General features: G+C 60.4%; 25 protein-coding genes and 1 tRNA gene. 11 read left to right on the forward strand and 15 right to left on the reverse strand.

From position 1 onward, the window contains the following. Positions 1-42 precede the first annotated feature (42 nt). Complete coding sequence (plsY, locus tag A9404_RS06595) at positions 43-768, forward strand: glycerol-3-phosphate 1-O-acyltransferase PlsY (protein ID WP_066099458.1); 726 nt, start codon at positions 43-45, stop codon at positions 766-768. A 43-nt stretch (positions 769-811) separates the two neighbouring features. On the opposite strand, the gene tsaD is transcribed toward plsY, so the two are convergent. Together tsaD and A9404_RS06605 are read right to left on the reverse strand one after the other, a co-directional pair. After that, on the reverse strand, positions 812-1,837 hold the full coding sequence (tsaD, locus tag A9404_RS06600; RefSeq protein WP_066099459.1) for a tRNA (adenosine(37)-N6)-threonylcarbamoyltransferase complex transferase subunit TsaD: 1,026 nt from the start codon (positions 1,835-1,837) through the stop codon (positions 812-814). Positions 1,838-1,954: 117 nt separating this feature from the next. Beyond that, a complete protein-coding gene (locus tag A9404_RS06605) occupies positions 1,955-3,274 on the reverse strand; it encodes a TlpA family protein disulfide reductase (RefSeq protein ID WP_066099460.1) in 1,320 nt (439 codons plus the stop codon). Positions 3,275-3,437: 163 nt separating this feature from the next. Between A9404_RS06605 and A9404_RS06610 the strand changes: the two genes are divergently transcribed. After that, on the forward strand, positions 3,438-4,349 hold the full coding sequence (locus tag A9404_RS06610; RefSeq protein ID WP_066099461.1) for a phosphoribosylaminoimidazolesuccinocarboxamide synthase: 912 nt from the start codon (positions 3,438-3,440) through the stop codon (positions 4,347-4,349). 17 nt (positions 4,350-4,366) lie between these two features. Then, the gene (gene bioD / locus A9404_RS06615; protein ID WP_066099462.1) at positions 4,367-5,113 is read left to right on the forward strand and encodes a dethiobiotin synthase; all 747 of its coding nucleotides are present in this window, start codon (positions 4,367-4,369) and stop codon (positions 5,111-5,113) included. A 344-nt stretch (positions 5,114-5,457) separates the two neighbouring features. Here the strand turns inward: bioD and A9404_RS06620 are convergent, their stop codons facing one another. The 6 genes from A9404_RS06620 to A9404_RS06645 form a co-directional block, all read right to left on the reverse strand. Next, positions 5,458-6,450 carry a sulfurtransferase gene (locus A9404_RS06620; RefSeq protein WP_197490288.1) on the reverse strand — a complete coding sequence of 331 codons (993 nt, stop codon included), beginning with the start codon at positions 6,448-6,450 and terminating at the stop codon, positions 5,458-5,460. A 131-nt stretch (positions 6,451-6,581) separates the two neighbouring features. Next, positions 6,582-7,370: a DUF6969 family protein gene (locus tag A9404_RS06625; protein WP_066099463.1), complete on the reverse strand. Its 789-nt coding sequence runs from the start codon at positions 7,368-7,370 to the stop codon at positions 6,582-6,584. 44 nt (positions 7,371-7,414) lie between these two features. Continuing rightward, positions 7,415-7,888: a hypothetical protein gene (locus A9404_RS13540; protein ID WP_066099464.1), complete on the reverse strand. Its 474-nt coding sequence runs from the start codon at positions 7,886-7,888 to the stop codon at positions 7,415-7,417. A gap of 83 nt (positions 7,889-7,971) precedes the next feature. Continuing rightward, positions 7,972-8,640: a DUF6691 family protein gene (locus A9404_RS06635; protein WP_066099465.1), complete on the reverse strand. Its 669-nt coding sequence runs from the start codon at positions 8,638-8,640 to the stop codon at positions 7,972-7,974. Then, positions 8,640-9,164: a YeeE/YedE thiosulfate transporter family protein gene (locus A9404_RS06640; protein ID WP_066099466.1), complete on the reverse strand. Its 525-nt coding sequence runs from the start codon at positions 9,162-9,164 to the stop codon at positions 8,640-8,642. The genes A9404_RS06635 and A9404_RS06640 overlap by 1 nt, the downstream gene beginning before the upstream one ends. 197 nt (positions 9,165-9,361) lie before the next feature. Then, positions 9,362-10,378 (reverse strand): MBL fold metallo-hydrolase, encoded by a 1,017-nt coding sequence (locus tag A9404_RS06645; protein WP_231880866.1) that lies wholly within the window; start codon positions 10,376-10,378, stop codon positions 9,362-9,364. A 281-nt stretch (positions 10,379-10,659) separates the two neighbouring features. Between A9404_RS06645 and A9404_RS06650 the strand changes: the two genes are divergently transcribed. From A9404_RS06650 to A9404_RS06660, 3 genes are all read left to right on the forward strand, one after another. Next, positions 10,660-11,136 carry a transcriptional repressor gene (locus A9404_RS06650; RefSeq protein WP_066099467.1) on the forward strand — a complete coding sequence of 159 codons (477 nt, stop codon included), beginning with the start codon at positions 10,660-10,662 and terminating at the stop codon, positions 11,134-11,136. Between the two features lie 107 nt (positions 11,137-11,243). Beyond that, a complete protein-coding gene (locus A9404_RS06655; RefSeq protein ID WP_066099468.1) occupies positions 11,244-11,837 on the forward strand; it encodes a class I SAM-dependent methyltransferase in 594 nt (197 codons plus the stop codon). Positions 11,838-11,862: 25 nt separating this feature from the next. After that, on the forward strand, positions 11,863-12,828 hold the full coding sequence (locus A9404_RS06660; RefSeq protein WP_066099469.1) for a zinc transporter ZntB: 966 nt from the start codon (positions 11,863-11,865) through the stop codon (positions 12,826-12,828). A gap of 28 nt (positions 12,829-12,856) precedes the next feature. On the opposite strand, the gene metW is transcribed toward A9404_RS06660, so the two are convergent. From metW to A9404_RS06685, 5 genes are all read right to left on the reverse strand, one after another. Continuing rightward, a complete protein-coding gene (gene metW / locus A9404_RS06665; RefSeq protein WP_066099470.1) occupies positions 12,857-13,459 on the reverse strand; it encodes a methionine biosynthesis protein MetW in 603 nt (200 codons plus the stop codon). Beyond that, positions 13,456-14,577 carry a homoserine O-succinyltransferase MetX gene (gene metX, locus A9404_RS06670; protein WP_322098977.1) on the reverse strand — a complete coding sequence of 374 codons (1,122 nt, stop codon included), beginning with the start codon at positions 14,575-14,577 and terminating at the stop codon, positions 13,456-13,458. Before metX ends, metW begins: the two co-directional genes overlap by 4 nt. A gap of 181 nt (positions 14,578-14,758) precedes the next feature. Next, positions 14,759-15,310 (reverse strand): YggT family protein, encoded by a 552-nt coding sequence (locus A9404_RS06675; RefSeq protein WP_066099471.1) that lies wholly within the window; start codon positions 15,308-15,310, stop codon positions 14,759-14,761. Next, positions 15,307-16,158, reverse strand: coding sequence for a pyrroline-5-carboxylate reductase (proC, locus tag A9404_RS06680; RefSeq protein ID WP_066099472.1), 852 nt, complete (start codon positions 16,156-16,158; stop codon positions 15,307-15,309). Before proC ends, A9404_RS06675 begins: the two co-directional genes overlap by 4 nt. Positions 16,159-16,212: 54 nt before the next feature. Continuing rightward, positions 16,213-16,917 carry a YggS family pyridoxal phosphate-dependent enzyme gene (locus A9404_RS06685; protein WP_066099473.1) on the reverse strand — a complete coding sequence of 235 codons (705 nt, stop codon included), beginning with the start codon at positions 16,915-16,917 and terminating at the stop codon, positions 16,213-16,215. A 241-nt stretch (positions 16,918-17,158) separates the two neighbouring features. Between A9404_RS06685 and A9404_RS06690 the strand changes: the two genes are divergently transcribed. The 5 genes from A9404_RS06690 (at position 17,159) to thiO (ending at position 22,104) form a co-directional block, all read left to right on the forward strand. Beyond that, the gene (locus tag A9404_RS06690) at positions 17,159-18,208 is read left to right on the forward strand and encodes a type IV pilus twitching motility protein PilT (protein WP_066099474.1); all 1,050 of its coding nucleotides are present in this window, start codon (positions 17,159-17,161) and stop codon (positions 18,206-18,208) included. Between the two features lie 48 nt (positions 18,209-18,256). Then, entirely contained in the window at positions 18,257-19,402 is a 1,146-nt protein-coding gene (locus A9404_RS06695; protein ID WP_066099475.1) for a PilT/PilU family type 4a pilus ATPase, read from the forward strand. Between the two features lie 120 nt (positions 19,403-19,522). Next, a complete protein-coding gene (locus A9404_RS06700; RefSeq protein ID WP_066099476.1) occupies positions 19,523-20,683 on the forward strand; it encodes a PilT/PilU family type 4a pilus ATPase in 1,161 nt (386 codons plus the stop codon). Positions 20,684-20,790: 107 nt separating this feature from the next. Next, positions 20,791-20,864, forward strand: a tRNA-Gly gene (locus A9404_RS06705). A gap of 136 nt (positions 20,865-21,000) precedes the next feature. Further along, a complete protein-coding gene (gene thiO, locus A9404_RS06710; RefSeq protein WP_197490290.1) occupies positions 21,001-22,104 on the forward strand; it encodes a glycine oxidase ThiO in 1,104 nt (367 codons plus the stop codon). Positions 22,105-22,127: 23 nt separating this feature from the next. Here thiO and A9404_RS06715 read toward each other — a convergent pair whose 3' ends face one another. Next, positions 22,128-22,466: a P-II family nitrogen regulator gene (locus tag A9404_RS06715; RefSeq protein WP_066099478.1), complete on the reverse strand. Its 339-nt coding sequence runs from the start codon at positions 22,464-22,466 to the stop codon at positions 22,128-22,130. Between the two features lie 97 nt (positions 22,467-22,563). Next, positions 22,564-24,804 carry a primosomal protein N' gene (locus A9404_RS06720; RefSeq protein WP_066099479.1) on the reverse strand — a complete coding sequence of 747 codons (2,241 nt, stop codon included), beginning with the start codon at positions 24,802-24,804 and terminating at the stop codon, positions 22,564-22,566. Positions 24,805-25,068 lie beyond the last annotated feature (264 nt).

Genomic DNA, 25,068 nt, shown 5'->3' on the forward strand with positions numbered 1-25,068 from the left:
TGATGCGCGCCTGTCATTCATCGTCATACCCGGGAAGTTATCGTGCATTTTTCATCTTGGCCCAGCCTCATCGGCATTGCCGTCGCCAGCTACCTGATTGGCTCCATCGCCTCGGCCGTCATTGTTGCACGAATCTTCAAACTCCCCGATCCGCGACAGGCCGGCTCCGGCAACCCCGGCGCAACCAACGTACTGCGTCTGGGTGGCAAGAAAGCGGCCATCTTCACGTTGCTGGGCGACTTGGGCAAAGGTTTGGCTCCCGTCCTGCTGCTCCGCGCACTCGGCGCCCCCGACGAAGCGCTGGCCGTCGCCGCCCTGTTTGCCTTCATCGGACATCTCTTTCCGATATTTTTCGGCTTCAAAGGCGGGAAAGGCGTGGCCACGGCTGCCGGCGCCCTGCTTGGCCTCAACCCGATCATCGGCGGGCTCGCAGTGGGGACGTGGCTCCTCGTCGCCAAAATCACCCGCTACTCATCAGCAGCAGCCATCGCTGCAGCGATCATGGCGGCCCTGACCTCCGTTTATTTCGGCAGCCCGCCCATCCTGTTGGCCATCAACCTGATGTCCATTGCCCTGATCTACCGCCACCGCCAGAACATTCGCCGGTTGCTCCGTGGCGAGGAACCCCGCATTGGCCAGAAATCCCACGCGAAATCCCACGCGAAATCCCACGCGAAATCCCACGCGAAATCCCACGCGAAATCCAACGCGCCCGCCAGCCCCACATCGAGCCAGGAAGCGTCCGGCCAGGAAGAATCCAGCCAGTAACCGCGTCCGCTCGACCCCAGGCGGGCGCGTCAAGGTTCGCCAATCAAGAGGCGACTGGGGCCTCATGCAGTGGGCGCAATTCGGATAAGGGCCAGCGTGCCCGCACGGAGAATCCAGCCGCGGCATCCGACTCCCCGGCCTCCAGGCGCAATGCCGCCACCAGCGCGATCATCGCGGCATTGTCCGTACATAATTCCGGGGCCGGATAGAACACGGCGCCGCCGCGCTCCGCCATGACTTGCCGAAGCCGTTCGCGGAGTGGCCGGTTCGCAGCCACGCCGCCAGCCAGCACCAGTCGGTCATAGCCCGTCTGGTCCAGGGCCCGACGAATCTTGATCACCAGCGTATCGATAACGGCCTGTTCGAACGACGCAGCCACGTCCGCATGATCCGACCCAGCGGCGACGGCATTCGCCACGGCAGTTTTCAACCCACTGAAACTGAATGTCAAACCCGGTCGGTCAACCATGGGACGAGGAAAATGAATCGCATCCCGGCGCCCCTGCTGAGCCAGACGCGAGAGCGCAGCACCGCCGGGATAACCCAATCCCATCAACTTGGCCGACTTGTCGAAGGCCTCCCCGACGGCATCATCGATACTCTCGCCCAACAGGACATAGTCCCCAACGCCAGCCACCGCGATCAATTGCGTATGACCGCCGGAAACCAGCATCGCCAAAAACGGGAAAGTGGGGGCCGGTATCTCCAGCAGGGAGGCCAGCAGATGCCCTTCGAGGTGGTGCACCCCCAAGGCGGGACGACCGAGCGCCCGCGCCAAGCCCTTGGCGAAAGCCGCACCGGTCATCAGGGCGCCCTGAAGCCCCGGCCCGGCCGTATAGCCGACCCCGTCGATCATGTCGCGGGACAGACCCGACTCTGCCATCGCGGCCGCAAACAGCAGCGGGAGCTTGCGGACGTGGTCCCGCGCCGCGAGCTCGGGCACGACGCCGCCGTAGCAGGCATGGACATCGGTCTGCGAGTGAATCCGATTGGTCAGCAACCCGGCTTCGGTATCGTAGATGGCGATCGCCGTCTCATCACAGGATGTTTCAACACCCAATACACGCATCTGCAACCCCAACTGCCGTTTCAGGAAAGGGGCCGATCTTACCGCAGGCGCCCGTCATTCGAAACCGGGCGTCGGATTCGCCACCCGGTTATCGGACCGCTGATCCCGTCGTCGACATTACGGCGATTTTCCCGATGCCTCCTCCTGAATCAGCTGGTCGATGATGGCTTTCACCTTTGGCGTCGTCCAGTCGATCGCAGCATTTACGGAGTAACGGATCCGCCCCTGGTTATCGACGATAAAGGAGCTGGGGAAGGCGAAGGCCCCCCACTGGGCGGCCACATCGCCCTGCCGATCGATCAGTACCGGGAACGATACGTCGAACTTCTTCATGAAGTCCGCCACATGGTCATGGGATTCCTTGAAGTTGATCGACAGTACCCGCAACTTGTTGGGCGGATATTGCTTGGACAGGTCGTTCAACGACGGAATCTCCTCGATGCAGTGCGGACACCAGGTTGCCCAGAAATTGACGATCGTCACCGCGGAGTGATCGGCAGCAGAACCGCCATCCAGGCGCCGAACCTGCCCGCTCAGGTCCGGCAGGGCGAAATTGGGGGCTTTTTTGGGGGCAACCTTGATCAGGCCGAATTGCTGTTCGATCGGTTTTTCCAGTGCCTCGTCAACGGGCAGCACCCCATTCGGATGCGGGGCATCGGCCAGCATTTTGATACTGCGGAGCATCTGGTCAGGCAATTCCTGCATGGCCCGGGCTTCCTGGGGTTTCATCAGGCCCGACAGATTCTTGAGCGTATCGTTCTGAGGTGTCTTGAGGTGCAGCGGGAAATAGTCGCGCACGTCGGGAATGATCCAGCCATAGGTCGGGCTGCCAGCAGCCTGCAGGGTATCGAGCAACGATCCGAGACGGTTGCGGTTTACACCGTACTGCGGCTCGAGAACCATGACGGGCATGTTCGTCGCAGACACGATACCGAGAAAGCTCGGCTCCTGCCCGGCCACAGGTGTCCCTCGATAGAGGTTCGGGAAGAGCAGGATGGCTCCGGTCACGGCATGGACATCCTTCGCCTCGGATTGCCACAGGCGCAGTCCCCGCAAAATCGGCACCGCCATGCGGTCGAGTCCGAACAGGGCCACGGGGCGGCCGGTCTTGACCCCGGCTTCGATCAAGGCTCTGACGCCGTGCCCGTTCAAATCCCGAACCGAATTGTTCGAACGCGGCAACAACAGCGAGTTGAGCAGGTCGACCATCCAGACGGTAGCACCGCGGCGTGCCAGAGCGTGCGCGAGGGCGACTTCGCCGATCGTCTCCCCATACTGGTTGCTGAACCACAACACCAATGGGCCCTGGGTATTCTTTTCCCCGATGACCGTCACGTCGAGTTCGTTGCCCTGGGTCCCGTACGGCAGGGTAAAGCCCGCTTCTGCACGGAAAGCCACCAGAATCAACGCGACCGCCACCAGAATTTTCTTGATCATGACCTTGATTTTCCTCTCGCCACCACAGCACACTGCCCCAATCCGACCGTCCGACATCCGTTCCTTTCACATCAGGACGCTTCCCGCGCCAATCATCCCGTACAATAGACGATCGATTCGAGCTCGGCTCGAAAATATTAACAACCTAACTATTAAACAGGCCATGTTACCAACACCCAACGCCCTCCTGGAGTCGAATCTCAGTCAACTGACCTTGCTGCATCGGGGCAAGGTTCGCGACCTGTATGCAATCGATGCGCAGCGATTACTGATTGTCACGACGGATCGGATTTCCGCCTTCGATGTCATCCTGCCCACGCCGATTCCGGACAAGGGCCGGGTTTTGACGGCCATTTCCCGCTTTTGGTTCGATCGTACGAAAAACATTGTGCCGAACCAGCTTCTGGACGATCAGTTGCTCGAAGCCATCGTGCCGGATCCCACCGAGCGCGCCCAGCTACAAGGGCGCAGTCTGGTGACGCGCCGACTCAAGGCGCTACCGATCGAAGCCGTTGTTCGCGGTTACCTGATCGGCAGCGGCTACAAGGACTACCTTGCCACTGGTGCCGTCTGCGGCATCCGGCTACCGGCTGGCCTCCCATTGGCCGCCAAGCTCCCGGAACCGATCTTCACGCCGGCGACGAAAGCGGCCGTGGGCGACCACGACGAAAATATCGATTTCGACGCCACCGTCGCCCTGCTCGGGCAAGCACTCGCCGAGCAGGTACGGGACACGGCGATCCGCCTGTACCGGGAGGCGGCGGATTATGCGCTCGAACGCGGCATCATCATCGCCGACACCAAGTTCGAATTCGGACTCGACGATCAGGGAACGCTGTACCTCATCGACGAAGCGCTCACGCCGGATTCCTCGCGCTTCTGGCCTGTCGATCAGTATCGGGTCGGCATCAGCCCGCCTTCCTACGACAAGCAATTCATCCGCGATTGGTTGGAAACCCTCGACTGGAACAAGACAGCGCCCGGCCCGGCCATCCCGGAGGACATCGTGGACCAGACCCGGGCCCGCTATCTGGAGGCCTACCACCGGCTGACGGGAAACACCGCCCTGGCATGAGGCACGGTCCAACCCTGATGGCAGACACGCATGCCACCGGCTGGGTCATGCTCGGCACCGACACCGGCGTCGGAAAAACCTTCATCGGCTGCCAGATTATCGAAGCCCTCCGTGCGGCCGGTCACCGCGTACGCGCCCGAAAGCCGATAGAAACCGGTTGCGCCAATCAGGAAGGGACGTACATTCCAGCCGACGCAACCGCCCTCTGGAACGCGGCCGGACGGAGCGAATCGCTGGAAACCGTTTGCCCATTGCGCTTCCTCGCCCCCCTTGCCGCCCCCGAAGCGGCCCGGCACGAAGGCCGACGTCTCGAGTTCGCCCATGATATCGCGCCGCTGCTCCCCGCCCCGAACGACACCCGTCAGCCCAACGACGCCCTGTGGCTCATCGAGAGCGCGGGCGGCCTGATGTCTCCGCTCACCGAAGACGCCCTGGGGCTGGCGCTGGCAAGCCACACCCGACTGCCGGTCATTCTGGTGGCTCCGGATCGTCTCGGCACGCTCAGCGGCCTGTTTGCCAGTATGGAAGCACTGGATCGCCGGGGCATCCCGATTGCCGCAGTCATACTCAACCGGAGACCCGAAGACCGCAGTACGCAGAACGATTCATCGCCGGACAACCTCATGCATATTCGACACTGGTTGCCGCAGATAGTTACCCGGATGCCGCATCCTGCCGTCCTGAGCCACGACCAGAGATTCTCGACACCGGTCGTTCCGGTACTGCTAGGGCCTGTTCACACTAAATCCAAACCAACGACGTAGGCCGTTTTTTCCCGGAACTGCGTTGCATTTCGCTTGTGTGCATAAAGCACACCGCGCCCAATGCTCCGCGCCTTGTTCCGGGAAAAAACGGCCCCGTCCCTTCGGGCTGGGCCCCAAAACGGGCCATGCGGCGTTGCTCGTCGTTCATTTGGAATAACCAAACCGCTCTCCTCGCGCCTTGCCTGGCCCGTGTTGGGGCTCCAGCGCTGATTTGAATTTAGTGTGAACAGGCCCTCGTAGAACGTATACACCACACGCACGGCTGAAATCGTTCGATACCGGCAACACAAAGGCCCCGCATGCGGGGCCTTTGTCATCGTCACACCGGTGACCGGGTAACGGGCTTATTTGCCGAGCTTGGCCGTATCGACCGTCTTGGCACCGTCGTACATGCTGTATTCGACCAGGGAACCGTCGTACAGGCGGGCTTTCTTGTCGCCGACGATTTCATGCGTGACGAACCACAGACCGGATGCCAGGTGCCCGGTATTGCAGTAATCGATAGTGCTCTTGTTCGGGCTCAGGCCGACTTTCTTCATCATCGACACGTAGCTGGCCTTCGGCAGGAAACGCGCAGAAGCACCATCGGCGGTCGTCAACAAATCGGGCGACATGTTCTTGGCACCTTCCAGGTGACCGGACTTCTCGCCCTTCTTGGTGAACACGCCCATGTATTGGTTGGCCGGACGGGCATCGGCCAGCTGTACAGAACCCGGATGGTCCACGGCATGCTTGACTTCCTTGTAGGTCGCCAGAATCTTCTTGTCCTCGCCCTTGGCGACCCAGTCGCCCGGCTTGACGTCCGGATTGTCGGTCGCAACCGGCATGCCATCGGCCAGCCATTGCGCCATGCCGCCGTTCAGGATGGCCATGTTCTTCTGACCGTAGTATTTGAACTGCCAATACAGGCGGGTCGCCTCATCCACATCCCCGGTCGACAGGCCCTTGGGAACGATCACGATCGGCTCGTCCTTGTTCACGCCCCAGGATTGCGCCAGCGCCTCGAAGGCCGCCTTGTCGGGGATCATGCCCTTGACCTTCTTGCCATCGACATCCTTGGTCACACGGATTTTCTTGAAATCGACGAAAGAGGCTCCCGGGATATGCCCTGAAACATCCATGACCACTGTCTTGCCGTCTTCTTTCTTGATTTCAGGTGCCGTGGTGAATGCCTTAAGGGGGCCACTGACTTGCAGTACCTTGACGTCGTTCAGATGAGCGTTCAGCCAAGCCGGATCAACCAGCGGACCCGGGACTTCAAGCGCGAAAGCACTCTGCGCACCCATCGCAGCGGCAAAAACCACCGGGACAAAGACAAAACTCTTTTTAAAGCTCATTAGCATCAACTCCTTCTTCTACATTAAAACGGCAGCGGTCGATTGCGCACCCCTACCTCGCCATCGAATAGCATTCCTAACAAACTAACTCATAAGAGCACAGCAAATCGCAGCGCACCAAATACATTTACTTATGGCTGATAACGGGATATGGCCTCCTGCTGTATCAGAGACAACACCGTCATCAGGTCGACACCCTCCTCGCTCAACACCTGGAGAGCGCGGTCCTCACTCACGTCCTCTGACAACGGGGAATCGCCCGACCAGGCCAGCGCCGCGTCGCGATCACGGAGCAGACGAACGAGCTGCGGCCAGATCAAACGAGGCACGGCCATCAACCAACGCGAGAGCAGCCACGAGGGCCTTGCCCGATCAATCACGAACCCCTCCGGCACCATCGCCAGCACCTCATCCGCGGGTCGTATGCATTCATCCGTCACCCAACGGTTGGTGGTAAATGCCGTCCGAATCCGTCCCAGCGCATCGAGTGACAATCCGACAACATGGCTGAACCCCGACGAGGAACTCGGACGAACAAACAGATGGAAATGCCCGTGCTCTTCTTCGGGTCGTTCTACCGGGTCGTGCGCGTGGTAGTAATACATGGCACCGGTCACGGGATCCTCGACATCGCCCTCGGGATAGTGTTGCCACCGCACGAGCGGGGCATCCGACTCATCGCGCAAGAGTTCCGTGAGAATCGTCAAACCGTCCTGGGCCAACGCATGCTGCAGACGATAGAACTCATCCGCGACCTCGAGCAGTTCCTCGAAATCGGTTTCCGGCAGCGATTTCAGCCACGCGGAATAAACCTCACTACCCGCCGCCACCCAGTCGACCAAAGTCGCCGGTTCGATCCGGTTTGGGCTGATCGTCGTCATCCGTCGCGCGCTCGACACCGCCAGGAGGGATCGGTCCATGCGGGGCCACCCGCATTCATCCCAAAAGAGCGGTGTCTCCTGACTCAATTACGGCCGGGCGCGCAGGGGTTACCGCCACGACTGGCCGGCGCGCAGGGATTGCCACCGCGGCTGACCGGGGCGCAGGGATTGCCACCACGGCTGGCCGGGGCACAGGGATTACCGCCGCGGCTGGCCGGGGCGCAGGGATTGCCGCCACGGCTGGCCGGCGCGCAGGGATTGCCGCCACGGCTGGCCGGGGCGCAGGGATTGCCGCCACGGCTGGCCGGCGCGCAGGGATTGCCGCCACGGCTGGCCGGGGCGCAGGGATTGCCGCCACGGCTGGGGGCACAGGGATTACCACCGCGGCTGGGGGCACAGGGATTGCCGCTCTGCGCATGTGCCGATGAGATCGGGGAAAGCGCATCGATGGGGGCGGGCAGACTTGCTGCACCGGAGATGGCCACGGCCAAAGCCGGGATCGATGCCGTCAACAGGCGACGAGATTTTTTCGCTACACGTGAATTTTCGTTTTTCATGAATCGGACCACTCCCTAATATTATTTGGATCTATCAAGACGACACGAAGACGCGGACGGCCAATCAGCCACCCGGAGCTTAATTAGTGAACAGAAGGAGCCGCACTGACGCCCAGAGGTCCACGCACAGCACTGCCGCCCTCGACCGGATCATCGGCAGGATCTTCCCCGGTGACGATGTCTTCCGCGGTATAAACGCCATGACTCCGCCCTTCGAGTGTTCTGCCGAGCCAGAAGCCGATCCCGGCGAGCACCACCATCCCCACGAGAACTACCCACGGGGAGACGCCCAATAGGGCCGGCAAGGTTTTTTCACTGATCTTCGCCGAATTCATGACTGCGTGGATGAAGGCAGTGTCGTAGACACCGGCGAAACCGAAAATACCGATGACCATCCCCAACATGAACACCAGACCATCGATTCGACCCGAAACGAAACCGACCACCGACGTACCGGGGCAATAGCCGCCGACGGCAAATCCGGCGCCGATCAGGGCGGCACCCAGGGCCGTCGCCCACAGATAGGTCGTCGGAACGAAGAATCCCCGCGAGCCGAAGTAGTTCTGCGTCTGAAGGAGCAGAATCCCGACCGCTGCCACAAGAATTGCCGTGAACATGACCTTGAACACGGACCAGTCGGTCAGGCGGAACTGTGCCGTCAATTTGCAGGGAGAACCAAATCCCGCCTGCTCCAGGACATAACCGAAAAGAATACCGGAGGCTAACGCCGTACCCGCTACACCGTAATCCATCACCAGACCCTCCGCATCAACGCGCTCATACCCAGACCGACGACAAAGAAGACAATCAGAAACACGAAACCGCCGATACCCAGCATGGCGGTACCGGAGAGTCCGACGCCACTGGTACATCCTGCCGCAAGACGGGAGCCAAAACCGGCCAACACGCCGCCCAACAGTGCGAGGATCAGACGTGTCTTGGGAGAAATCTTGCCGGAACCGACGTCGATCTTGACCTTGAATCGGCCCGCACCTACCGCGGCAAGCAGGGCACCGATCGCGACACCAACCACCTCGACCACGATCCAGTTGGCTAGGGGATTGGCATTGTGCGCCACCATACCCCCCAGATAACCGTTCGATTCGATGGCGGAAGGCGCCACCTGCATGCCGAACCAGGCGGCAATCCGCGCGAACGTGCCCGATGCACCTACGCCATTACCGACGAGCACAAAAGTAAGAATCAGAACCAGACCCAGTACCACACCCGCCACGACAGGGGGCCACAGTGGACGAACCGGAGAACACTCAGACATGAATCACTCCTAAGCAACAAACCATCGGAAGAAATGCGGTTTTAGCCTACCGCGCCGCAAATCGCCTAATCGTCATGTTTGATGCAGCCATTGGTCCGCTCTATTACAATTTTACTTATATTTAATAACCTTATATTTCAATGCATTAAAATCATGCAATTGAACGCGCCTTGCACGAAAATTGCCCAGCCGAATGTTCAGAAGGAAGCGGACTCTGCCTCGAGGTAGGCCAGAGAAGCGTATTTACCGATATTTTCGTCAAACCCCTTGGTCTGCTTGGCATACTTTTGCACCCGCGGGTCACTCAAGGCATATTCCTTCGCGGCATTGGGCCCTGCAAACTCCTTCACAGCCCGCTCAGCAGACTGATAGATCCCCTCGAACAACTCTCGATTCCGCACCAGGACCTGCTTGCCGGGTTGACCGTGCGCGGGCACCCACAACGCATCGGGAACCGCTGCCTCCAGGGCATCGTAATTCTTGAAGGTTCCCCGGAAACTGCCGTCATCCATAAAGGCAATCCGCCGATCCATCGCTACGTCGCCCACGTGGACGATGTTCTCCCCGACCAGCTCGAGACTGATGTCCGAAGGGGTGTGCGCCGTTCCGTAAAAATGCACCTTGATCTTCGTATCCCCGAAGTCCAGCACGTCGCCATGGGAAACCGTCTTGTTCGGTGGCGTGACCACGGTACCCAGCGTCGCGTTCCCCGTTGCCCGTTCCATCAGATGACTCCAGAACTGCCCCTGGCCGGTCTTGATCGCCGAAGCCGTCTTCTCGTGCGCATAGATCGGCACGTCCGGGTTGCTCTCGACGAAGGCATGGTTACCGAGCCAATGATCGCCGTGATAGTGCGTATTGATGACCGCCACCACCGGCGCATCCGTAATCTTGCGAATCTGCCGAAGCGCCATTTCCCCGATTTGCTTGGAGGCCCCGCTATCGATGACCACGACGCCCTTTTGCGTCGTCACGAACGTCACGTTGCTCATCATTCCCTGGTTCTCGGCGGACGGAAACCCCCAGGGCGAAATCACGCAGTAAACCTTGCTGGAAAGGGGGGTGGCCGCGATATCTGGCACCTTGGGGCCGGCGAGCACCATCTGCTCCTCGGCAAAGACCTGCGAAGCGTACGGCAACGGGAGGATCGCAAACCCGCCCATCGCTTTCAGAAAACGTCGACGCGTGGCCGAACGCACGAACTGATTTTTCATGACTGCACTCTCTTGGCGTTTGTTATCGTTTTCGGCCCATTGCGGGCCGGCCGTAAATTCGGCTCCTGTATCTTTTTATCTTGGTTTGCCTCATGAGCAAATTCAATACCCATATCATCAATAGTTTTAATAAAACCCCAGAATCGCTTGGGTTCGATACCCCGCGGCCAAACGGGCAATACGGAACCGAGCCCCTTGATCGCAATCACGACAGGGACTCGGGTTTTCCGTCCGGACCGGCGTACAATCCGGGAGTGACCCACTGATCGAAGGTTCGTATCGTGCCCTGCTCCAACCATCAACAATGCGCCCCGACGGCAATCGCCCATGCCGAAGCCGTTTGCCTGGCACGCGGTGCCCGCCTGACAGCCATCCGCCGAGCCGTGCTGATGGAAATATGGGCCGACCACGAGGGCACCAAGGCCTATGAGTTGATCAGTCGACTTTCCCGGGAAGGCAATTCGGTCAAACCCCCAACCGTATACCGCGCCCTGGATTTCCTCCTCGCCCACGGCCTGATTCATCGCATCGAGAGCCTGAACGCATTTGTGGGCTGCAGCCACCCGGAAGCCCCGCATCAGGCAATCATGCTGATTTGCGACCGCTGTGGGACGATCCGCGAACAATCCAGCGACGAACTCAATGCTCTGTTGGCTGGGATTGCCCAACGACAGCAATTCTCGACATTCCAGCAATCGATCGAATTGCACGGGCTCTGCCTCGACTGCCAACCGGACCGCATTCGCCCAGCGGAATGATCGACGCCCAAGACGGCCACGGACCAAAACAACCCGGCGACACCAGCGCTTTCGCGCTAGAATCCCGTTTATTACGACAGAAATACGTCAGCGCGCACCCTCCGATCATGAAACCATCCGCCCAAGAAATCGCCCAGCTTCGTACCGACCTCACGCAACGGGTCACGCTGATGGGGCAATCGCTCGACCTGCACTCCACCTGGGGTCTGTTTTCCCCCAGGCAAATCGATGACGGTACCCTGCTGCTGCTTGAGTTCCTCACCGCACCCGAGCCGGGACAGACAATCGTCGATCTGGGCTGTGGCTATGGGCCAATCGGCCTGACGCTGGCCAAGGCGGAACCGCAGGCTTCGGTCATCCTCCTGGACAAGGATTTCGTCGCCTGCGAATACGCAACCGCCAATGCCGCCCGCAATCGGCTTGCCAACGCCACGGTCAAGCTGAGCAACGGACTCTCCGCCATTCAGGGCACCCAGGTGCACCAGATCGTTTCAAACGTTCCCGCCAAGGTCGGCAAGGAACTCTGGTCCATCATGCTGTTCGATGCCTGGCAGGCCCTGCATCCGGGCGGAGACATCTGGTTCGTGAGCATCAACGGGCTGCGGGATTACTTCAAGCGCACCTTTCAGGAACAGTTCGGCAACTATGACAAGATCAAGCAGGGGCGGGACTACACCATTCACCGGGCGGTCAAACGCTGATCACGTCTCCGGGGCGACATAACTGATGACGACAGATTTTTACACATGGCGAATGCTGGGTGACGGGCAGGCGGCACTGCTGCCACTCTCGGACGAAACGCCGAGCGCGGGCCCCGTCTGGTTGCACCTGAATTTCTCGCAACCCGAGACCCACGAGTGGATTCGCGCGCAGGCGGATCTGGACATCACGATTCAGGACACCCTGCTCGCGGAAGTCACCCGGCCCCGCGCCTTGATTCTGGACCAGGGCCTGCTCCTGACCCTGCGCGGCATCAACCACAACCCCGGCCAGGAGCCGGACGACATGGTCGGCATTCGGCTGTGGATCACGCCCCGACGCATCATCAGCACCTACATGCGTTCTTTGCGGGCCGTGAACACGCTGCAACGCGATATGGAAACCAACAATGCCCCCAAGGATGCCGGCCAGTTCGTGACCCGGCTGGTGGAGCTGCTCAACGACAACATGCTCGACACGATCGAGGAAATCGACGAGCTGACGGACAACTACGAGAAGGCCATGCTCAAAAGTGACGAGACCGAACCGGTTTCCGACCGCGATCTGGCCGACCTGCGCACCATGATCCTGACATTGCGGCGTTATCTCGGCCCGCAGCGTGACGCCCTGATGTCCGTTATTGGCAGTCATCTGGGTTGGCTAAAGAAGGGCTCGGTCCAGCGCCTGCGCGAGGCGGAAAACCGACTGACCCGTTACATCGAAGTGCTGGACGCCTCACGCGACCAGATGCGCATCATTCAAGAACAGATGCAGACCCGCTCGAACAACGAACTGAACAAGCAACTGACCTTCCTGACGGCTCTCTCGGCGATTTTCCTGCCGCTGACCTTCATCACGGGGTTGTTCGGGGTCAACATTGCCGGTATTCCCGGCAATCAGAGCCCATCCTGGGCGTTTTCCGCGTTCACCCTGATCCTGATCGCCATCGGCATCCTGCTGATCTATCTGTTCAAGCGCGCCAAGCTCTTCTAAGCCAGCGAAAAACCAGCGCCAACGCGTATTAGTCCCGGCGACGTATCCGGTAGATGGCGTGCTCGCCGAACCAGTTGGGCAAGGCGCGCAGCAGGGGCGATTCCCGACGTGCGCGGTCGACGACCGCCCGATCGAGGATATCGATACCCAATTCGTCACAGAGCGCTTCGAAATCCGTCAGGGTACAGAGATGGATATTCGGCGTGTTGTACCAGGGATTCGGCAGCGCCCGATTGATCGGCATATGGCCGAGCAGCCCCAGCTGAACGCGATTGCGCCAGTACCCCATGTTGGGAAATGTCACGATCCCCTCACGAGCTATTTTCAACATATCCACCAACAACCGCTCCGGATGACGAATGGCCTGGATGGTCTGACTCACGATGACGTAATCGAAGGAATCCGGCGTGAACCAGTCGCTGATCCCCGTATCCAGATCCTCCTGAATCACGCTGATGCCCCGCTCGATGCACGCGGCCACATGATCGTCTTCCAACTCCAGCCCCACGCCCACGATTTGCCGCGTATCGATGAGGTGTCCCAACAACGCCCCATCCCCACAGCCCAGATCCAGCACCCGACGTCCCGGGGCGATCCATTCCTCAACGATATGCCAATCGGGCCGAATCATGCGACGCTACCCCCTTCAATCTGCGCCAGGTAACCAGCCAGCACCCGGTGGTAATAGGGAATCGTGACCAGAAAGGCGTCGTGCCCATGATTGGACTCGATTTCGGCGTAGGAGACGCGCTTGCCCGCCGCCAGCAGCGCCTGGACGATCTCGCGGGAACGGCCGGGGGAGAAACGCCAGTCCGACGTAAAGGACACAACCAGACAGGAGGCCTTCACCGACGCCAGCGCCACCGAGAGGTCGTCGCCAAAACCATGGGCGGGATCGAAATAATCCAGCGCCTTGGTCATCAGCAGGTAGGTGTTGGCATCGAAGCGATCAACGAAACTCGAGCCCTGGTATCGCAGGTAGCTTTCCACCTGGAATTCCACATCGAAACCATACTGAATCTGGCCGCCGCGCAGCTCCCGTCCGAACTTGGCCCGCATGGCATCGTCCGACAGGTAGGTGATGTGGCCGAGCATGCGCGCCAGCATCAAGCCCCGCCGGGGAATGGTGCCGTATTCCGCATAACGCCCGCCATGGAAATCCGGGTCGGTAATGATGGCCTGACGGGCCACCTCGTTGAAGGCGATGTTCTGGGCGGACAGCTTCGGCGCCGCCGCAATCACGATGGCATGCGCCAAGGCATCCGGATACGTGATCGCCCATTGAAGCACCTGCATGCCGCCGAGACTCCCGCCGATGACGGCAGCCCAGCGATCGATGCCCAATCGCTGCATGAACCGATATTGCGCGTGCACCCAATCCTGCACCGTCACGATGGGGAAGTCCGGTCCATAGGGCTTGCCCGTTGCCGGGTCGATACTCAGCGGACCGGTCGACCCCTTGCACCCGCCCAGGTTGTTCAGACTCACCACGAAAAACCGATTGGTGTCGATCGGCTTACCCGGACCGATGGCCGAGTCCCACCAACCGGGTTTGCGATCGGTTTCGGCATGGTAGCCGGCGGCATGGTGATCCCCCGAGAGGGCGTGACAAATCAGGATGGCGTTGTCCCGGGCCTCATTCATCTGCCCGTAGGTTTCGTAGACGATGTCGTAGGACGCGAGCGTCCGTCCGCAGTCCAGCGCCAACGGCTCCTGAAAGCGGGCGATCTGCGGCTGAACAATGCCCACGGAATGGTTTCTCCGCAGATCCAGCCCTTTTTTGGAGGAATCAGTCAATCGAAATACCCTGCAATATGATTCGAGAGGATGGCAACCAGACCTTGATCGCCACCGAAACAGAGACAAAACGGACAACGCCAACCGGAAAACCGCACAGAATCACCGGTACCCGGGCGCCTCGCCATCACACCTAGCCCAGCAGCAGGTTGCCAACCGTAATCTGCAGGACCTGGATCAGCAGCAACACGGCCAGGGGGCTCAGGTCAATCCCGCCCAGTGGCGGCAACATCCGCTGAATAGGCCGCAACAACGGATCCGTCAGATCCTCGAGCAATGCGACCGCCGGGGACTGCGTATTGCCGATCCAGGACGCCACGGCCCGCAACAGAATTGTCCAGAAGAACAAGTCCGTCACCATCAGGAACGTGAAGTACAACGCATTGACGAACAACGCCGCGCCGGAAATCGGCAACCCTTTCATCGACGCCAGCACCCAGACCATCAGGACGATCAATACCAGCGCAACCAACAGCGCCGCCAGATCGTGCCGACCGGTTTTCGGCAGGATACGACGCAATGGCGAGAGCACCGGATTGGTCAATTTGACGATCGACTGCGTCACCGGATTGAAGAAATTGGCCCGGAACAGCTGCAGAAAGTAGCGGATCAACACAACGAAAATCAACAGTTCGAACAATGTCCGAACCAGAAACAGCACCGGATCGCCAAAGCTGCCGTTCATCGGGATGCCTCCCCGGCCAGATCCCGGCCAAGTTCCTGGCTTCGCGCATGCGCCGCCGTCAACGCCTTGAGGAAGGCGCCGCGCAGATCTGCCGTCTCGAGCGCAGCTATACCGCGTTCTGTGGTACCGTTCGGCGAGGTCACGCGCGCCCGGAGCTGTGCCGGCGACTCGTCCGCCGACATCGCCAGGCGCGCCGCGCCGTACACCGTTTCCAGCGTCAGCAGGCGCGCCGTCTCGGCGGACAGACCCAACGTTCGGGCGGCCGACTCTATCGCCTCCATGACGAGAAACACGTAGGCCGGCCCACTGCCGGACAGCGCCGTCACCGCGTCCATGTCGGCTTCCGAGTCGATCCAGACGACCAACCCGACCGATCGCAACAACGACTCGGCCAGACTCCGCTGCGTCGGGGTCAACGCGGGATCCGCATACAACCCTGTGGCACCGCACCCGACCATCGCCGGCGTATTGGGCATGGCGCGCACGACGGCCACATGACCACCCAGCCAGCGCTGCAACACCGTGCCACCAATACCGGCCGCGACGGAAACCACCAGCTGATTCGCCTGCAGGACGGGCTGAATCTCGGCGCAGACAGACTGAATCTGATTCGGTTTGACCGCCAACACAATCACATCCGCACCAATAATTGCCGAGCGATTGTCCTCTGCCGTCTCGACGGCGTACAGGCTGGCCAGCGCCTCCCGACGGGCCGCCGTCGGATCGGCAACAACCACGACAGGCGGCTCGGCATGTGTTGCGGCGCCCGCCTGATTGCGGCGCACGCCCTCGATGATCGCGGTCGCCATGTTGCCACCGCCGATAAATGCAATTCGCGTTGCCTGCATAAGGCCCCCTAAAACCTGTAATGATCCATCCCGCCCCACTCGAGGGGCAAAATCTCAACCGTTAAAAGTAGCACGATTCGGGGTCATTCTGCGCGCACCGAACACCGCGGAACCAATCCGCACCTGCGTACTTCCCGCCATGATGGCCGCCTCGAAATCGTCGCTCATGCCCATCGACAACTCCGGTAGCACCGGATTCAATTGGACATTCAACGCAGCAAGACGCGCAAAGGCACCCGTCGACCCCGGGGCAGGGATGGTCATCAGGCCCATCAACTGCAACCTGGGCAGCGTGCGACAGAACGCCGCCAGATCAGCCACCGCATCGGGATCGACGCCCGCCTTCGTTCCTTCCCGATCCATGTTGACCTCGATCAGAATCTTGAGCGGCGGCAGGTCATCCGGACGATGATCGTTCAAGCGCTGGGCAATCTTGGCCCGGTCGACGCTATGCACCCAGGAAAAGTGCGTGGCAATGGCCCGGGTCTTGTTGGATTGGATCGGTCCGATGAAATGCCAGATCAATGGCGGCGCCAACCACCCCGCTTCCGCCAGCATAACCTGCTTGGCCAGCGCCTCCTGAACGTAGCTTTCCGCAAAATCACGCTGACCAAGCGTCGCCAGAGCCCCCAACGCGTCGGCCGGCTGGCCCTTGCTGACTGCCAGCAGACGCACGTCCGTCGCAGAGCGCTTACCCTGCTGTGCCGCCTCGGCTATCCGCGCCCTGACGGCATCGTATCGATCCGACAATGAATTCAAGTTGCACCCCGCAACACTTCGATTTATTTTGTATGCCACGTTCACGCACATTCAGGCAGATTGCAACACGACGGTTGCCAAAGAACCCAGCATCACCCCGGCTCGACATAGGACCGAATCATTCGGTCGCGCCCAGAGGATATGCGCGGCGGAACGGGGCCATGCCCAGAATGACGGACAACGGATCATCCATTAAAATGCCGATCCAATTCCAGGGATTCGCACACAAGGACTACATATCATGGCAGAACAACGTGGCATTGATTCTCTCCTCAATTTCTCCGTAAAGAACGGCGCGTCGGATCTGCACCTCTCCGCGGGCGAGCAACCGCGCGTACGGATTGACGGCGACATTCGGAAAGTGAACGTCCCCGTGATGGAGCACAAGGAAGTGCACGCCATGGTGTACGACATCATGAACGACAAGCAGCGCAAGGAGTACGAGGACAATCTCGAAGTCGACTTCTCCTTCGAACTGCCTGGCGTCGCGCGTTTCCGTGTCAACGCCTTCAACCAGAATCGCGGCGCCGCGGCCGTATTCCGGACGATTCCCAGCGAGATCCTGAGCCTGGAACAGCTCGCCGCGCCGAATGTTTTCAAGGATCTTTGCCTGTTCCCCCGTGGCATCGTTCTGGTCACCGGACCGACCGGTTCCGGTAAGTCGACCACGCTCGCAGCCATGATCAACCACATCAACGAGAATCGGAACGACCACATTCTGACGATCGAAGACCCGATCGAATTCGTGCATCAGAGCAAGAAGTGCCTGATCAACCAACGGGAAGTCCATCGGGATACCCACAGTTTCAATGCCGCGCTGCGATCTGCACTGCGTGAAGACCCGGACGTCGTGCTCGTCGGCGAGATGCGCGATCTGGAAACCATTCGCCTGGCGTTGACCGCCGCCGAAACGGGCCACCTCGTTTTCGGCACGCTGCACACCAGTTCTGCCGCCAAAACCATCGACCGGGTTGTCGACGTCTTCCCCGCCGCCGAAAAGGACATGGTGCGCGCCATGCTGTCGGAGTCGCTGCGCGCCGTCATTTCGCAAACCCTGCTCAAGAAAATCGGCGGCGGCCGGATGGCAGCCCACGAAATCATGCTGGGCACACCCGCAATTCGAAATCTGATTCGCGAAAACAAGATCGCCCAGATGTACTCAGCCATCCAGACCGGCCAGACCCAAGGGATGCAAACCCTCGACCAGAACCTACTGCAACTGGTCAAGCGCGGGTTGATCGCCAAGGACGAAGCTCGGGCGCGCGCGCAAAACAAGAACGATTTCATGTAACAGCCCCATCCGAATCACTCGCGCTGCCAGAATCAGGAATAGCCAACTATGGATCGTCAACAAGCGGCCAACTACGTCCAGGGATTGCTCCGAAAGGCAGTCGAACTGGAAGCCTCAGATCTGTTCGTCACCGTCGGCGCACCGCCGAGCGCCAAGATCAACGGTGAAATCACGCACCTTGCCGATACGAGCCTGTCCACCAGCCACACGCAAATGCTGGTGCGCTCCATCATGAATGACAAGCAGATTGCCTCGTTCGAGGAAACCCGCGAGGCGAACTTCGCCATTTCACTGCCGGGTATCGCACGATTCCGCGTCAATGCGTTCATGCAACGAGGCAGTGTCGGTATGGTCCTGCGGATGATCCGTTCCGACGTCCCGAAGTTTTCCGAGCTGCTTCTCCCCAAGATCCTGGAAGACATCTCGATGACGAAACGCGGGCTCGTCATCTTCGTCGGGGCGACGAGTTCGGGTAAATCGACCTCCCTGGCCGCCATGCTTGATTACCGCAACGAACATTCCGCCGGTCACATCGTGACCATCGAAGATCCCATCGAATACGTGCATCGGCATAAGAAGTGTCTCGTGACGCAACGAGAGGTCGGGGTCGACACGGATAGCTTCGAGGCCGCCCTCAAGAACACGCTGCGGCAGGCGCCGGACGTCATCCTCATTGGCGAGATCCGGGATCGAGACACCATGGATCACGCCATTGCGTTCGCGGAAACGGGCCACCTGTGTCTGGCAACGCTCCACGCCAACAACACCAACCAGGCCCTGGACCGCATCATCAACTTCTTCCCAGAGGAACGTCGCCAGCAACTGCTGATGGATCTGTCTCTGAACCTCAAGTCCGTCATCTCACAGCGACTGCTGCGCAAGGAGGAAGGCTCCGGTCGGGTGCCCGCCGTCGAGGTACTGATCAACTCCCCCCTGATCGGCGACCTGATCTTCAAGGGGGATGTGCATGAGATCAAGGAAGTCATGAAACGCTCCCGAGAACTCGGCATGCAGACCTTCGACCAAGCCCTGCTGGATCTTTACGACTCCGGGAAAGTCAGCTTTCAGGAAGCCTTGCGCAATGCCGACTCGCAAAACGATCTACGACTGAATATCAAGCTGCACAGCAACCGCGGTCTCCCGAAGGACCACGACGAGGACGACGACGGACTGCGTGTAGAAAAGGACGACTGAACGACTGCCGAACCATGGAACAAGGGCGGATTGCGTCGATCACCGTCGAAGGCCGCAATCCGGGCCTGAAGCGGTAGCGCCTCAGGCAACTGACAACCCCGGGTGCAAGGACCCCTCATCATGAATGAACCCCAGCTCGATCCCTACCTGAAACTGCTCGCCGACAAGGAAGGTTCGGACCTATATTTCAGCACCGGCACCATGCCCGCCATCAAGATTCAGGGCGAATTGCGCTTCATCGGCAAGGATCGACTGAAGCCCGGCCAAATCGAAGAACTGGCCCGCACCATCCTTACCCCGGATCAGGTTGACCAGTTCCACGAGGTCCTGGAGCTGAACCTCGCACTCAGCCGCCCGTCTCTCGGCCGGTTCCGGGTCAACATCTTCATGCAACGGGGCGAATGGGCCATGGTCATTCGCTTCATCAAGAGCGACATCCCCCGCGTGGCCGACCTCAACCTCCCTCCGGTCATCGAAAAGCTCGTCGAGGAGCGTCGCGGCCTGATCATGGTCGTCGGTGCCACCGGTTCGGGCAAATCCACCACGCTTGCCGCCATGATCGACTATCGCGCCGAAGCGCGTCCCGGCCACATCCTGACGATCGAAGACCCGATGGAGTTTGCCTTCCGCCACCGCAACTCGATCGTCAACCAACGCGAAGTCGGCGTGGATACCCGCAGTTACGCTGCCGCACTCAAGGAGGCTCTGCGCGAAGCACCCGACGTCATCATGATCGGTGAGGTCCGGGATCGGGCCACCATGGAGCATGCCCTGGCCTATGCCGATACCGGACACCTCTGCCTCACCACCCTGCACGCCACCAACGCGCATCAGGCCCTAGACCGGGTCATTCGATTCTTCCCCTCGGACGCCCGCGATCAGCTGCTCATGGATCTCTCCCTGAACCTGCGTGCCATCATTTCCCAGCGACTTGTCGTCAGCAGCAACGGCCACCGGGTTCCCGCCGTGGAGGTCATGATCAACACGCCGTTCATCGCCGACCTCATCAAGCGTGGGGAGATCGACGCGATGAAGGATGCCATGGAGAAAAACGAACTCGAGGGATCGCAAACCTTCGACATGTCCCTGCATGCCCTCTGGAAGAACGGGCGCATCGATCGTGAAGAAGCACTCAAGAACGCCGACAGTCGAGCCAACCTGGAGTGGCGCATGAATTTTGGCGGCAGCAAGGACGAACTTCGGGCCAGTGCCGCCAGTGCCGCCACCCGCCCCACGAAGGCGAGCGCCGTACACGACGGGGAACTGCCCCCCCTCGACTGAAAACCTGCTTCTGGCGGCGTGCATGAGCGCGCTTGCCCGGACGCAGCAGAGCCAAACCGATTCCTGCTTGCCCAGACACCGGCGACAACGGATAATGCCGGTCCGACGCGGGTGTAGTTCAATGGTAGAACTTTAGCTTCCCAAGCTAATAGCGTGGGTTCGATTCCCATCACCCGCTCCAAGTTAACCCCTCAGCGGCCACGATATCCGCCCGAGCGGCCGTTTGTTCGATCCGCCGCAATGCCCTAGAGCGCCCTGCCCACGGCTGGCGGAAAGACGCACGTTGAGAAACACGAACATTGTTCGCGGGAGCCGTTTTGTCTCAAGCCGATTGCATCATTGTTGGTAGCGGGATTGCAGGTCTGGCCACGGCACTGCGCCTGCGTCAATCCGGCCTCGACGTGCTGCTGGTCGAACGTGGCGCGGTCGGCAAGGAGGCCTCCTGGGCAGGCGGCGGCATTGTCTGCCCGCTGTACGGATGGCGCTACCCAGAGCCGGTGATGCGCCTTGCCGCGCGGGGGATGCGGACGTACCCCGCCTTCATCGAATCGCTTAGCGAATTGAGCGACATCGATCCGGAGTTTCACCCGAGCGGCATGCTCATCCTGGATCCCTTTGAGCAGGGCGAGCAACCCACCGAACTGCTCGATTGGGCAAAGCGACAGAACCAGACCGCGGAGATCTCGTCCGCCGCTGAGCACTTCCCGCATCTGGACGATCGAATGGCACTCTGGCTGCCGGACGTGCACAACACCAGAAACCCGAGGCTGCTGCAGGCACTAAACCAGGCGGCGACCCGGATGGGCGTACGAATCGTCGAACAGACAGCTGTTCAACAAATCCTGACTGAACACGAACGGGTCGTTGGCATCGAGACGACTTCAGGCACGATGCACGCACCACGCGTGCTCGTCGCGGCAGGCGCCTGGTCCGGTTTGCTCACGCCGGGATTGTCCCCCGCCTCGGTTTTTCCAGTCCGCGGTCAAATGCTGCGTTTCGACCACAGTCCGGCGAATGGGCTACCAACCATCCTGATGGAGGACGGGGTCTACCTGATTCCGAGACGCGATGGCTCCGTCGTTGTCGGATCGACCGTGGAGCATGCGGGTTTCGACAAACACACGACAGAGGAAGCCATTCGCCATCTGCACGCGAAGGCAATCGCCCTCTGGCCGAATCTCGCGCACGCGCCCATCTCACACCAATGGTCCGGCCTTCGGCCGGGCACCACCGACGAACTCCCCTATCTCGGCGCCCATCCGGAAATTTCCGGACTCTTTGTCAGCACGGGGTTCTATCGCAACGGTCTCGCCATGGGCCCCGCCGTGGCAGAGATCATGGCCAACCTCATTCTTTCCCGACCCATCGACCTGGATCTGACGGACTACCGGCTGAATCGTCCGACCACCTACGGCGACTAGCGATCGTCCGATGTCGCGACGGTTTACAGCGCTTCTTCGTTGATCTCGCCCGTACGGATGCGAACCGCACGTTCGACCGGGAAGATGAAGATCTTGCCGTCGCCGATCTTGCCGGAATGAGCGGACTTGATGATGGCATCGAGCACGGCATCGACCTGGTCGTCGGCAACGACGATCTCCAGTTTGATCTTGGGCAGGAAGTCCACGACGTATTCGGCACCTCGGTAGAGTTCCGTGTGCCCTTTCTGCCGACCGAAGCCTTTCACTTCGATGGCGGTCATGCCACTGATACCGATTTCCATCAACGATGCGCGAACGTCATCCAAACGGAATGGCTTGATGATGGCTTCGATCTTTTTCATACAGAAACTTCCTTAGTTATTTCCAGTGAGCCAAAAACCCGGGACAGGCCATGACAGGCTATTGACGAGCCCCTGACTCTTGCAGCGTGAAGGGCTATTAAGCCATATCCAGTGGATCAACATCAATCGACCAGCGCACACCCGAGGGTCGACGCGAACCGATCCAGGCATCCAGATGCGCCAGGGCATCATGCAGCAGGGCCCGATCGTCGGCCAACAACAGAAGCTGGTAGCGAAATCGACCGGCCCGACGCGCCAAAGGCGCTTCCACCGGCCCCCAGACGGACAGCCCCACCCAATCCGCCGTCGACAGGCCCGATGCCATGGTATCGAGCAAGTGCCTCGGTGCGGGGGCGTCACGGCCATCGGCACGAATCAGGGCGGAAAATCGCAAGGGCGGCAATCCGGCCTCGGCCCGCTCGCGCAGCAACTGCGCCGCGTAGGCGCCATAACCGCTTCGCAATAGCAGATTCAGCCCCGGGTGATCGGGATGATGCGTCTGAACCAGCACGGTACCCGGTCGATCCGCACGCCCGGCACGCCCGGCCACTTGCGTCAATTGCTGCGCAAAGCGCTCCGAGCCGCGAAAATCATTGGCGAACAACCCCTGATCGGCATCCACGACCCCAACCAGCGACACGTCCGGAAAGTCATGCCCCTTGACCACGATCTGGGTGCCGACGATGAGCCGGGCATCCCCGGCGCGAATTCGTGCCAATCGCCTGGCCAACTCGCCCTTTCGGCTCAGTGCATCACGATCCAGGCGCTCGATCCCGAAATCCGGAAACAAGCCCGCCAACACATCTTCCAACTGCTCCGTCCCGAGACCTCTGGGCGACAGTTCGGAACGACAGACGGGGCAGGTTTCAGGCACCGACTGTTCCTCGCCACAATGGTGACACTTGAGTCGTCGGGATTGTCGATGCCAGGTCATGAACGCATCGCAGTGACGACACGCGGCCACCCAGCCACAGTCGTGACACAGCAGATTCGGGGCGTAGCCCCGTCGGTTGAGATAGAGCAGCGCCTGCCCCCCCGCGACCAGATGCCGCTCGATCGCTTCGATCAGGACGGGGGACAATCCCCCGCTCATCCGCTGACCACGCACGTCGATCAGATTGAGAACGGGCATGCGCGCGCCTTTCGCCCGCTCCGGCAGGAACAACGTCTCGTAGCGATTCATCTGCGCATTGCGCAACGATTCCAGCGAAGGCGTGGCCGAGCCGAGAACGACGGGAACCTCCTGGGCCCGCGCCCGCCAGATGACGACGTCGCGCGCATGGAAACCGAAACCTTCGCTCTGTTTCAGGGATGCATCATGCTCCTCGTCGACGATGACCAGCCCAAGGTTTGCCAATGGCTGAAAGGCTGCGGAACGCGTGCCGACCACGACCGACGCACGTCCCGATTGGGCCGCCAGCCAGGCCTGCAATCGCTCGGCATCGGTCAAGGCCGAATGGAGGACGACGGGCGCGGCCCCGAGACGCAAGGCAAAACGGGACACCAGCTGGGGGGTCAGCGCAATTTCCGGCACGAGCACGAGCACCTGCTTGCCGGCTGTCAGTACCCGGGCGATCAGACTGAGATAAACCTCCGTCTTGCCACTTCCCGTGACCCCATCGAGCAACCAGACGCGAAACCGGGACATATCGGCGGATATGGCGGATACGGCAGACGCCTGCGCGGTATTCAAGGACAACGGCTGAATGGAAGCAGCGCTCAAGTCATCAGAGAACGTAGCCCCCAGCGGTAGCGTCAGGAACTCCGCCCAGCCACGTTGGACGACGCCCTGCCGGGTTGCACGCGGAAAATGCATCAGCGCAGACTCGGCAACGCCCAGGGGCTGTTCGGCCAAGGCCATCAACAGCTCACGCTGGCGAGAACCGCGGATGCCGCCATCCTCCAGCGCGCGCCGGCCGGCATCCGTCAGTCGCATACCCGGCTGACTCAACACCTGCCCCTTGCGCAGCGCAGGCGGGAAGGCGGCCAGAGCCACCTCCCCCAACGGAAAATGATAATAACTCGCAGCCCACTCTAGGCAGGCCAACAACGGAGCATCCAGCAAGGACCCCGTATCCAGAAGCGCATCGACATACTTGAGCGACACCTCTCTTTCAGGTGTCGTGGGGCGCCATAAAATCCCGACACGCTGCCCCCGACCAAACGGCACCCGGACGCGCGCACCCGACACGGGATGCATGCCCTCGGGGATGCCGTAGCTGAACAATCGGAACAACGGCCCGGGCAAGGCCACCTGCCAGACCGTCACGCCCGCCTGGGACGAGACACTCGGTCCGGTCAAATGGCTCTGGACATCCACTCCGCCTGATTTCGGCATCTGTACCTCTGATTCATGCTTCCCGGGCGCACAGGCACGCCACCACCGCCGAGCGGCACAGTAACGCACCTCCCACCCGACGCGAAAGAGCTGACCGATCATCGACCGGTCCCTCATGATGATATCGGCACGCGTCGGACGCTTGCGTCTTCAAATCAGCGCCTTATAATACAAGGCCTTTTTATTGCTCGTCCGCCTTGAGCGTCGATAACCGCTCGCGACACGATCATCGAATTTTATCAATCAGTTCAACAGGATAAACAT

Origin of the sequence: Halothiobacillus diazotrophicus (assembly GCF_001663815.1) — a bacterium.
Taxonomy (GTDB): domain Bacteria; phylum Pseudomonadota; class Gammaproteobacteria; order Halothiobacillales; family Halothiobacillaceae; genus Halothiobacillus; species Halothiobacillus diazotrophicus.

Bases quoted from the DNA above. Each gene is read 5' to 3' on its own strand.
- tsaD (WP_066099459.1), bottom strand. From the start codon at position 1,837: ATGCGTGTATTGGGTGTTGAAACATCCTGTGATGAGACGGCGATCGCC.
- A9404_RS06605 (WP_066099460.1), bottom strand. From the start codon at position 3,274: ATGATCAAGAAAATTCTGGTGGCGGTCGCGTTGATTCTGGTGGCTTTC.
- A9404_RS06610 (WP_066099461.1), top strand. From the start codon at position 3,438: ATGTTACCAACACCCAACGCCCTCCTGGAGTCGAATCTCAGTCAACTG.
- bioD (WP_066099462.1), top strand. From the start codon at position 4,367: ATGGCAGACACGCATGCCACCGGCTGGGTCATGCTCGGCACCGACACC.
- A9404_RS06620 (WP_197490288.1), bottom strand. From the start codon at position 6,450: ATGAGCTTTAAAAAGAGTTTTGTCTTTGTCCCGGTGGTTTTTGCCGCT.
- A9404_RS06625 (WP_066099463.1), bottom strand. From the start codon at position 7,370: ATGGACCGATCCCTCCTGGCGGTGTCGAGCGCGCGACGGATGACGACG.
- A9404_RS13540 (WP_066099464.1), bottom strand. From the start codon at position 7,888: ATGAAAAACGAAAATTCACGTGTAGCGAAAAAATCTCGTCGCCTGTTG.
- A9404_RS06635 (WP_066099465.1), bottom strand. From the start codon at position 8,640: ATGGATTACGGTGTAGCGGGTACGGCGTTAGCCTCCGGTATTCTTTTC.
- A9404_RS06640 (WP_066099466.1), bottom strand. From the start codon at position 9,164: ATGTCTGAGTGTTCTCCGGTTCGTCCACTGTGGCCCCCTGTCGTGGCG.
- A9404_RS06645 (WP_231880866.1), bottom strand. From the start codon at position 10,378: ATGAAAAATCAGTTCGTGCGTTCGGCCACGCGTCGACGTTTTCTGAAA.
- A9404_RS06655 (WP_066099468.1), top strand. From the start codon at position 11,244: ATGAAACCATCCGCCCAAGAAATCGCCCAGCTTCGTACCGACCTCACG.
- A9404_RS06660 (WP_066099469.1), top strand. From the start codon at position 11,863: ATGACGACAGATTTTTACACATGGCGAATGCTGGGTGACGGGCAGGCG.
- metW (WP_066099470.1), bottom strand. From the start codon at position 13,459: ATGATTCGGCCCGATTGGCATATCGTTGAGGAATGGATCGCCCCGGGA.
- A9404_RS06675 (WP_066099471.1), bottom strand. From the start codon at position 15,310: ATGAACGGCAGCTTTGGCGATCCGGTGCTGTTTCTGGTTCGGACATTG.
- proC (WP_066099472.1), bottom strand. From the start codon at position 16,158: ATGCAGGCAACGCGAATTGCATTTATCGGCGGTGGCAACATGGCGACC.
- A9404_RS06690 (WP_066099474.1), top strand. From the start codon at position 17,159: ATGGCAGAACAACGTGGCATTGATTCTCTCCTCAATTTCTCCGTAAAG.
- A9404_RS06695 (WP_066099475.1), top strand. From the start codon at position 18,257: ATGGATCGTCAACAAGCGGCCAACTACGTCCAGGGATTGCTCCGAAAG.
- A9404_RS06700 (WP_066099476.1), top strand. From the start codon at position 19,523: ATGAATGAACCCCAGCTCGATCCCTACCTGAAACTGCTCGCCGACAAG.
- A9404_RS06715 (WP_066099478.1), bottom strand. From the start codon at position 22,466: ATGAAAAAGATCGAAGCCATCATCAAGCCATTCCGTTTGGATGACGTT.
- A9404_RS06720 (WP_066099479.1), bottom strand. From the start codon at position 24,804: ATGCCGAAATCAGGCGGAGTGGATGTCCAGAGCCATTTGACCGGACCG.